This is a genomic window from Streptomyces sp. NPDC048506 (genome assembly GCF_040651315.1).
In the GTDB taxonomy this organism is placed as follows: domain Bacteria; phylum Actinomycetota; class Actinomycetes; order Streptomycetales; family Streptomycetaceae; genus Streptomyces.
This window is the reverse complement of the sequence record NZ_JBEZIX010000050.1, coordinates 65,476-74,605: the sequence shown is the minus strand read 5'-3', so window position 1 is coordinate 74,605 and position 9,130 is coordinate 65,476. Positions and strand designations below refer to the sequence as shown.

Below are 9,130 nucleotides of genomic sequence, written 5' to 3'. Positions count from 1 at the left end.
CACGGGAGGGGACGGGCCGGAGGGGCAGGGGTGTGGGACGTAAAGCGAAGCAGTCCCACACCCCTGCCCCGGAGGCCCGTCACCGCACCCAACAACACCACGCCCGCCGCAGGCGCAACGGCGAGACGACACACGGCGCCGCAGACGAAAACGTGGGAAGCCAGCCATGCGCAGCGGAAACCTCCGGTTCATCCGCCAAGTCGGCGGCGGAAACACGCGCTTCATAACGTCCGGGCCTACGACGAGAGCCCCGGCGCCTGAGGAGGCGGCATGACCGAAGTGGTGGTGGAAGACGCCGCAGCGGAGAGCAACACGCGCGGCGCCGCGGACAAGAACGTGGGAAGTCAGCCAAGCGCCGCGGAAACCCTGGAGGACTACACCCTCCGGTTCGCCCCGCGCAGTTACCGCCGTTGGACCCCGATGGTGGTGGCGACCACCGCGCTCGGCGGGATCGCGTACATGGCCGACTTCTCCATCGGCGCCGGCATCGGCCTCGCCCACGGCACCGGGAACGCGCTGGCCGCGATCCTCGTCGCGGCCGTGGTCATCTTCGTCACCGGCTTTCCGCTCGCCTACTACGGCGCGCGCTACAACATCGACCTCGACCTGATCACCCGCGGCTCCGGCTTCGGGTACTACGGCTCGGTGCTGACCAGCGTCATCTTCGCCAGCTTCACCTTCATCTTCTTCGCGCTCGAAGGCTCGATCATGGCGCAGGGGCTGAAGCTGGGCCTCGGACTGCCGCTGTGGCTGGGCTATCTGGTCTCCACGTTCATGGTGATCCCGCTGGTCGTCTACGGGATGAAGGCGCTCAGCAAACTCCAGGTATGGACGACCCCCGTCTGGCTGCTGCTGATGGTGGGGCCGCTGCTGTACCTGGTCGCCACCGACCCGGGCACGGTGCACCGCTTCGTGTCGTACGCGGGCACCGGCGGCCACGGCGGCGTCGACACCGCGTCGGTGCTGCTGGGCGCGGGCGTCTGCCTGTCGCTGATCGCGCAGATCGGTGAGCAGATCGACTATCTGCGCTTCATGCCGCCCAAGACCGAGGCGAACAAGCGCAGTTGGTGGACGGCGGTGGTGATGGCCGGGCCCGGTTGGGTGGTGCTGGGCGCGCTGAAGCAGGCCATCGGGCTCTTCCTGGCCGTCTACATCCTGGCGAAGGTGGGCCCGGCCGCGGCCACCGAGCCGATCCAGCAGTTCACCGGTGCCTTCACCGCGATGCTGCCGTCGTGGCTGGTGGTCCCGCTGGCCGTGGCGCTCGTCGTGATCAGCCAGATCAAGATCAATGTCACCAACGCCTACTCCGGTTCGCTGGCGTGGACCAACTCCTTCACCCGGATCACCAAGCGCTACCCGGGCCGGATGGTCTTCGTGCTGGCCAATCTGGCGTTCGCGCTGGTGCTGATGGAGGCCGACATGTTCAGCTTCCTCAACGCGATCCTGGGCTTCTACTCCAACTGCGCCATCGCCTGGGTCGTCACCGTCGCCACCGACATCATCGTCAACAAGTACCTGCTGAAGCTGTCCCCGCACGCCCCCGAGTTCCGCCGGGGCATGCTGTACGCGGTCAACCCCGTGGGCGTGGTGGCGTTCGTCGCCGCCTCCGGGCTGTCCATCGCGATGTACTTCCACGCGCTGGGCGACACCCTCCAGCCGTACTCACCGGTCGCGGCGGCGCTGATCGCCTTCGTCGTCACCCCGCTGATGGCCGTGGCCACCAAGGGCCGGTACTACCTGCGGCGCGCCGACGACGGGATCGAGGAGCCGATGCTGGACGCGGACGGCAACCCCAGCGCCACGACCTCCACCTGCCACGTGTGCCGGCAGGACTTCGAGCGCCCGGACCTCGCCGCCTGCCGGACCCACGACGCGGTGGTCTGCTCGCTGTGCCTGAGCACCGACCGCCGCGGTGACCACCTGCTGCCCGCCGCGGAGCGGACGGTCACTCCTTCCCCAGCACCTCTCCCGAGGTGACCCGGCGCAGCGCGGTCGCCAGGTCGCGCCCGGACGGCATGGCGTCCGGGGCGATCAGCGACTGCACCATCAGGCCGGTGAGCAGCGCTTGGTAGAAGGAGCCGACGACCCGGGCCGCCTCCGGGTCGACCTCGGTGTCCGGCACCCCCTCGAAGATCGCGACGAGTCCCTCGCCGCCCTCCGGCAGCACCTCGCCGATCGCCTCACGGAGCGCCGCGTCGCGCGGCAGCAGGCCCAGCACCTCCACCTGCGCGGCGATGAACTCCCGTTCCGTGGCGATCCGTTGCAGGACGTTGTCCCAGACCGCGGCGAACCGCTCCAGCGGGTCCGCGTCCGCCGGCCGCCCGGTGTCACCGGCGGCCGGCAGCTGGGCCACGCTCGCGCCCCACTCCTCGCTGGAGGCGATGACCGCCTGACGCATCAGGGCGTCCTTGGAGCCGTAGTGGTATCCGATGGAGGCGAGGTTGGCGCCGGAGGCGGCCACGATGTCGCGCGCGGTGGTGCGCGCGTACCCCTTCTCCAGGAGGCAGCGCTTGGCGCCTTCCAGCAGGTCTTCACGGTGTCCCATGACAGCAGCCTAGTCCCGTACGTACGCCCGTACCAGACGGGTGTCTTAAACGTACGTATAGCGGGGGTGGTGTCAGCTCGACCGGTCTGGGCCGGGGCCACCCGTGCCGCCCTCGATCTCCGCCTCCTCCTTGCGGATCTCGGCGGTGACCTCGACCTGTTCGGTGACCCGTTCGGTCTCCAGCCACACCCGCTCGACCGGCACCATCTTCTTGCTGACCGTGGGCTGCTCCTCGTGGAGCACGACCTCGGACGGTCCGCCACCGGACCGCGGCCCGGTCCGGCCCGCCCGCCGGTCCTCCTCGGTGATCTTCTCGCGGACCAACCGCACCTCCTCGTGGGTCACCGGCACGGTCCGGTGCACCTCCTCGGTGACCATGTGCTTGGTCAGGCGGGCCCGGCCGCTCACCCGCTCCTCGGTGCCGATCTCCAGCTGCTCCTCGGACAGCACCATCTCGGGCTGCTGCGCCGTACCCGGCCGGGTGTCGGCACGGCCACGGGAGACCGCGCCCGCCCCGGCGGGCGGCCGGTCGATCAGCTTGTTGCGCTCCCCGGCGGCCGGGACGGGGTGCGCGGTGTCCGCCATGGCCCGGGTCCTGGCGTCGGCCCGCGGTGTGTCGAGGGAGTGCGTGGGCTCCGTGGCGACGCTCTCCCGCCCGACGGGGTCGGCCGGGTCACCGGGGCCACCGGGGCCGATCGCACCCGGGCGGGGTATCCCGTAGTGGCGGTAGAGCTCGGCCTCCTCGGAGGGGTCGAGATGGCCGTCGGCGTCGATCCGCGGTGCGGCCCTGATGGTCTCCCTGGCGTACGGAACACGCAGTTCGTCGCCGGTCCGGCGGGCCCCGGCGAGCGGGATGAAGGTCTCCTTCATGCCGAACAGTCCGGTGCGCACGGTGATCCACTCGGGGTCGTTGGTGGCGTCGTCCCGGTAGACCTGCTGGACCGTGCCCACCTTCGCACCGTTCGCGTCGACCACGTGCAGGCCGGTCAGCCGTTGCGGGGCGTCCCTCAGGGGTGCGTTCATGGCGTCCGTTCTCCTTCCCGCCCGCGCCGGCGGGGGCGTGCGCGCTGGTGCCCCGTTCCCATTGCGCGTCGCCCGGCGGGGACGCGCAAATGCGCACGCGAACCGGCCCGGACTCCGCCGAAGCGGGGTCCGGGCCGGGTGACCTGCGAAGACCTGCCGTCAGTGGCCGAGGTTCACCGCGCGCACCGAGGTCGCGCCGATCTCCTCGGAGATCTCGTTCAGGACGTTCGCCGGAATGGTGTCGTCGACGGTCAGCACGACCAGCGCCTCGCCGCCGACGTCGGCCCGGGAGACCTGCATGCCACCGATGTTGATGCCCGCCTCGCCCAGGATCCGGCCGACGGTGCCGACGACGCCGGGGCGGTCGGTGTAGCGCATGAACGCCATGTGGTCGGCGAGCGTGAGGTCGATGGAGTGCTCGCCGACCGCCACGATCTTCTGGACGTTCTTGTGGCCCGCCAGCGTGCCGGAGATCGACACCTCCTCGCCGCCCGCGAGGGTGCCGCGCACGGTCACCACGTTGCGGTGCTCGGGCGACTCGCTGCTGGTCGTCAGGCGCACCTCGACGCCGCGCTCCTGCGCGAACAGCGGGGCGTTGACGTACGACACCGTCTCGTCCACGACGTCCTCGAACACGCCCTTGAGCGCGGAGAGTTCGAGCACCTTGACGTCGTGCTGGGTGATCTCGCCGTACACCTCGACGTCGAGCCGCATGGCGACCTCGCCGGCCAGCGCGGTGAAGATCCGGCCCAGCCGCTCGGCCAGCGGCAGCCCCGGCTTGACGTCCTCGGCGATCACTCCGCCCTGGACGTTGACCGCGTCCGGCACCAGCTCGCCGGCGAGCGCCAGGCGCACCGACTTGGCGACCGCGATGCCCGCCTTCTCCTGCGCCTCGCCGGTCGACGCACCGAGGTGCGGAGTGGCGACGACCTGGTCGAACTCGAAGAGCGGGGAGTCCGTGCAGGGCTCGACGGCGTAGACGTCCAGGCCCGCGCCGGCGACCCGGCCCTCCTTCAAGGCGCTGGCCAGCGCCGCCTCGTCGACGATCCCGCCGCGCGCGGCGTTGACGATCCGGACGCTCGGCTTGACCTTGTGCAGCGCCTCGTCACCGATGAGACCGACGGTCTCGGGCGTCTTGGGGAGGTGGACGGTGATGAAGTCCGCGACCTCCAGCAGCTCGTCCAGGGCCAGCAGCTTGACGCCCATCTGCGCGGCACGGGCCGGCTGCACGTACGGGTCGTAGGCGACGACCTTCATGCCGAACGCCGACATCCGCTGGGCGACCAGGACGCCGATCCGGCCGAGGCCGACCACGCCGAGGGTCTTCTCGCTGAGCTCGACGCCGGTGTACTTGCTGCGCTTCCACTCGCCGTTCTTCAGCGCGGTGTTGGCCTGCGGGATGTTCCGGGCCGTGGCGACCAGCAGACCGCAGGCGAGCTCGGCGGCGGTGACGATGTTGGAGGTCGGGGCGTTCACGACCATCACGCCGGCCTTGGTGGCGGCGGAGACGTCGACGTTGTCCAGGCCCACGCCCGCACGGGCGACGACCTTCAGCTTCTTGGCGGCGGCGATCGCCTCGGCGTCGACCTTCGTCGCGCTGCGCACGAGGATGGCGTCGACATCGACGACGGCGGGGAGCAGCTCGGCGCGGTCCGCGCCGTTGCAGTGCCGGATCTCGAAGTCCGGGCCGAGGGCGTCGACCGTGGCGGGCGACAGCTCTTCGGCGATCAGTACGACAGGTTTCGAGCTCACGTGGTCTTCAGTCCTCACTAGTCCTTCGCGGACGGCCGTCCCGACGGCCGAAGGCGGTGAAGGGGAAAAGCCGCGTGGAAGACGCACGACGCTGTGAGCCTGACGCGCTTGTGATTGGCAGTGTAGTGGCGGTGCGGGGCGCGTCCTGTGCCGTTGCGGAAGGATCACCCGTGCGTGGTTCTACGCGGTGGACAACGCGCCGAGTGCGGCGCATTCGGCGGGCACACGGACGAGGGGGCCGCGAGTGGCTCGCGACCCCCTGTCCAACGGCTTACGCCTCGTCGTCCACCCAGCTCATCAGCTTCCGGAGCTGCTTGCCGGTGGTCTCCAGCAGGTGGTTCTCGTCGGCCTTCTTGTACTCGTTGTACTTCGGCAGGCCGGCGTTGTACTCCGCCATCCAGTTGTTGGCGAAGGTGCCGTCCTGGATCTCGGTGAGCACCTTCTTCATCTCGGCCTTGGTGGCGTCGGTGATGACGCGCGGACCGGTGATGTAGTCGCCCCACTCGGCGGTCTCGGAGACCGACCAGCGCATCTTCTCCAGGCCGCCCTCGTACATGAGGTCCACGATCAGCTTCAGCTCGTGCAGGCACTCGAAGTACGCGATCTCCGGCTGGTAGCCCGCCTCGACCAGCGTCTCGAAGCCGGCCTTGACCAGCGCCGAGGCGCCACCGCAGAGCACCGCCTGCTCGCCGAAGAGGTCGGTCTCGGTCTCCTCGGTGAAGGTGGTCTTGATGACACCGGCACGGGTGCCGCCGATGGCCTTGGCGTAGGAGAGCGCCAGGGCGAACGCGTTGCCGGAGGCGTCCTGCTCGACGGCGGCGATCGCCGGGACGCCGCGGCCCTCTTCGTACTGACGGCGGACCAGGTGGCCCGGGCCCTTGGGGGCGACCAGGGCGACGTCCACACCGGCCGGGACCTTGATGAAGCCGAAGCGGATGTTGAAGCCGTGGGCGAAGAACAGCGCGTCGCCGTCCTTGAGGTTGTCCTTGATGGACTCCTCGTAGACCTTGGCCTGGATCGGGTCCGGGATGAGGATCATGATGACGTCGGCCTCGGCGGCCGCCTCGGCGGGCGTCACCACGCGCAGGCCCTGCTCCTCGGCCTTCGCCTTGGACTTGGAGCCCTCGTGCAGACCGACGCGCACGTCGACGCCCGAGTCGCGCAGGGACAGCGCGTGGGCGTGGCCCTGGCTTCCATAGCCGATCACCGCGACCTTGCGGTTCTGGATGATGGACAGGTCGGCGTCGGCGTCGTAGAACAGCTCGGCCACTTCGGGTCTCTCCTTGGATCTAGCGGGGTGCCCACACAGTACGTCGGGCAGGGTGAGGAAGGTCGGTGGGTCTCGCCATACGGTCCGGTCGGGCCGCGGCGGACGGGTGGATCAGGCCGTGCGGTCCAGGGCGCGCAGCGAGCGGTCGGTGATGGACCGGGCACCACGGCCTATGGCGATGGTGCCGGACTGCACCAGTTCCTTGATGCCGAACGGCTCCAGCATCTTGAGCATCGCCTCCAGCTTTTCACTGGATCCGGTGGCCTCGATGGTGACGGCCTCCGGCGAGACGTCCACCGTCTTGGCGCGGAAGAGCTGGACGATCTCGACGATCTGCGAACGGGTCTCGTTGTCCGCGCGGACCTTCACCAGGACCAGTTCGCGCTGGATCGCGTGGGCCGGCTCCAGCTCGACGATCTTCAGGACGTTGACGAGCTTGTTGAGCTGCTTGGTGACCTGCTCCAGCGGCAGCGACTCGACGCTCACCACGATGGTGATGCGGGAGATGTCGGGGTGCTCGGTGACCCCGACGGCGAGCGAGTCGATGTTGAAGCCGCGGCGGGAGAACAGCGCGGCGATCCGGGCGAGGATGCCGGGGGTGTTCTCCACCAGGACGGAGAGCGTGTGCTTGGACATGGTCTTCTCTCTTCTTCCGTGCGTCCGTGTCGTCCTGGGCTCAGTCGTCTTCGCTGTCGCCGAAGTCGGGACGCACGCCCAGGGCGGCCATGACCTCGTCGTTGGAGGTGCCGGCGGCGACCATCGGCCACACCTGGGCGTCCTCGTGGACGATGAAGTCGATCACGACCGGGCGGTCGTTGATGGCGTTGGCCTCTTCGATGACCTTGTCCAGCTCGGCCGGGTCCTCGCAGCGCATCGCCACGCACCCCATCGCCTCGGACAGCTTCACGAAGTCCGGGATGCGGGTGCCGGCGCTCGGCTGCTTGCCGTCCGCCTCGGGGCCGCTGTGCAGCACGGTGTTGGAGTAGCGCTGGTTGTAGAACAGGGTCTGCCACTGGCGGACCATGCCCAGCGCGCCGTTGTTGATGATCGCGACCTTGATCGGGATGTTGTTCAGCGCGCAGGTGACCAGTTCCTGATTGGTCATCTGGAAGCAGCCGTCGCCGTCGATCGCCCAGACCGTACGGTCCGGCTGCCCGGCCTTCGCGCCCATCGCGGCCGGAACCGCGTAGCCCATCGTCCCGGCGCCACCGGAGTTCAGCCAGGTCGCGGGCCGCTCGTAGTCGATGAAGTGGGCGGCCCACATCTGGTGCTGGCCGACGCCCGCGGCGTAGATCGTGTCGGCCGGGGCGAGCTTGCCGATCCGCTCGATGACCTGCTGCGGGGAGAGGCTGCCGTCCTCCGGCAGGTCGTACCCGAGCGGGTAGGTGTCCCGCCAGCGGTTGAGGTCCTTCCACCAGGCGCTGTAGTCGCCCTTGTGCCCGGCGTCGTGCTCGGCCTGGACGGCCACGATCAGATCGGCGATCACCTCACGGGCGTCACCGACGATCGGCACGTCCGCGGCGCGGTTCTTGCCGATCTCCGCCGGGTCGATGTCCGCGTGCACGACCTTGGCGTACGGCGCGAAGGAGTCCAGCTTGCCGGTGACCCGGTCGTCGAAGCGGGCGCCGAGGGTGATCAGCAGGTCGGACTTCTGGAGCGCGGTGACGGCGGTGACCGAGCCGTGCATACCGGGCATGCCGACGTGCTGGGGGTGGCTGTCGGGGAACGCGCCCAGCGCCATCAGGGTGGTGGTGACCGGCGCCCCGGTCAGCTCGGCCAGCACCTTCAGCTCGGTCGTGGCGCCGGCCTTGAGGACACCGCCGCCGACGTAGAGCACCGGGCGCTTCGCCTCGACGATCAGCCGGGCGGCCTCACGGATCTGCTTGGCGTGCGGCTTGGTGACCGGGCGGTAGCCGGGCAGATCGGTGTGCGGCGGCCAGCTGAAGGTGGTCTGCGCCTGGAGGGCGTCCTTGGCGATGTCGACCAGGACCGGGCCGGGGCGGCCGGTGGAGGCGATGTGGAACGCCTCGGCGATCGTCTTGGGGATCTCGGCCGGGTCGGTGACCAGGAAGTTGTGCTTGGTGATCGGCATCGTGATGCCGCAGATGTCCGCCTCCTGGAAGGCGTCCGTGCCGATCGCCTTGGAGGCGACCTGACCGGTGATCGCGACCAGCGGGACGGAGTCCATGTGGGCGTCGGCGATCGGGGTGACGAGGTTGGTGGCGCCCGGGCCCGAGGTGGCCATGCACACGCCGACCTTGCCGGTGGCCTGGGCGTATCCCGTGGCGGCATGCCCGGCGCCCTGCTCGTGGCGGACCAGGATGTGCCGGACCTTCGAGGAGTCCATCATCGGGTCGTACGCGGGCAGGATCGCACCGCCGGGGATGCCGAACACGGTGTCGGCCCCGACCTCCTCCAGCGCACGGATGAGGGACTGCGCGCCCGTGACGTGCTCGACGGTGGCGGACTGCTGCGGTCCGCCGGCGGTACGGGCCCGCGGCTGCGGATGGTGGGCCCCGGAGGCCTGCTCGGTCATCTGC

7 protein-coding genes are annotated in these 9,130 nt (G+C 69.8%); 1 reads left to right on the top strand and 6 read right to left on the bottom strand.

What is annotated here, in order from left to right:
* Positions 1–270: 270 nt before the first annotated feature.
* The gene (locus tag AB0C96_RS33145; protein ID WP_362922619.1) at positions 271–1,977 is read left to right on the top strand and encodes an allantoin permease; all 1,707 of its coding nucleotides are present in this window, start codon (positions 271–273) and stop codon (positions 1,975–1,977) included.
* On the opposite strand, the gene AB0C96_RS33140 is transcribed toward AB0C96_RS33145, so the two are convergent.
* From AB0C96_RS33140 to AB0C96_RS33115, 6 genes are all read right to left on the bottom strand, one after another.
* Complete coding sequence (locus AB0C96_RS33140) at positions 1,946–2,545, bottom strand: TetR/AcrR family transcriptional regulator (RefSeq protein ID WP_362922617.1); 600 nt, start codon at positions 2,543–2,545, stop codon at positions 1,946–1,948. The two genes, AB0C96_RS33145 and AB0C96_RS33140, sit on opposite strands and share 32 nt — an antisense overlap.
* Before the next feature lie 72 nt (positions 2,546–2,617).
* The gene (locus tag AB0C96_RS33135; RefSeq protein WP_362922615.1) at positions 2,618–3,568 is read right to left on the bottom strand and encodes a PRC and DUF2382 domain-containing protein; all 951 of its coding nucleotides are present in this window, start codon (positions 3,566–3,568) and stop codon (positions 2,618–2,620) included.
* A gap of 159 nt (positions 3,569–3,727) precedes the next feature.
* Positions 3,728–5,320: a phosphoglycerate dehydrogenase gene (serA, locus tag AB0C96_RS33130; protein ID WP_362922613.1), complete on the bottom strand. Its 1,593-nt coding sequence runs from the start codon at positions 5,318–5,320 to the stop codon at positions 3,728–3,730.
* Positions 5,321–5,591: 271 nt separating this feature from the next.
* The gene (gene ilvC, locus AB0C96_RS33125) at positions 5,592–6,590 is read right to left on the bottom strand and encodes a ketol-acid reductoisomerase (protein ID WP_362922611.1); all 999 of its coding nucleotides are present in this window, start codon (positions 6,588–6,590) and stop codon (positions 5,592–5,594) included.
* Positions 6,591–6,701: 111 nt separating this feature from the next.
* A complete protein-coding gene (gene ilvN, locus AB0C96_RS33120; RefSeq protein ID WP_362922609.1) occupies positions 6,702–7,226 on the bottom strand; it encodes an acetolactate synthase small subunit in 525 nt (174 codons plus the stop codon).
* Positions 7,227–7,266: 40 nt separating this feature from the next.
* Positions 7,267–9,126, bottom strand: coding sequence for an acetolactate synthase large subunit (locus AB0C96_RS33115; RefSeq protein ID WP_362922607.1), 1,860 nt, complete (start codon positions 9,124–9,126; stop codon positions 7,267–7,269).
* Positions 9,127–9,130: the final 4 nt, after the last annotated feature.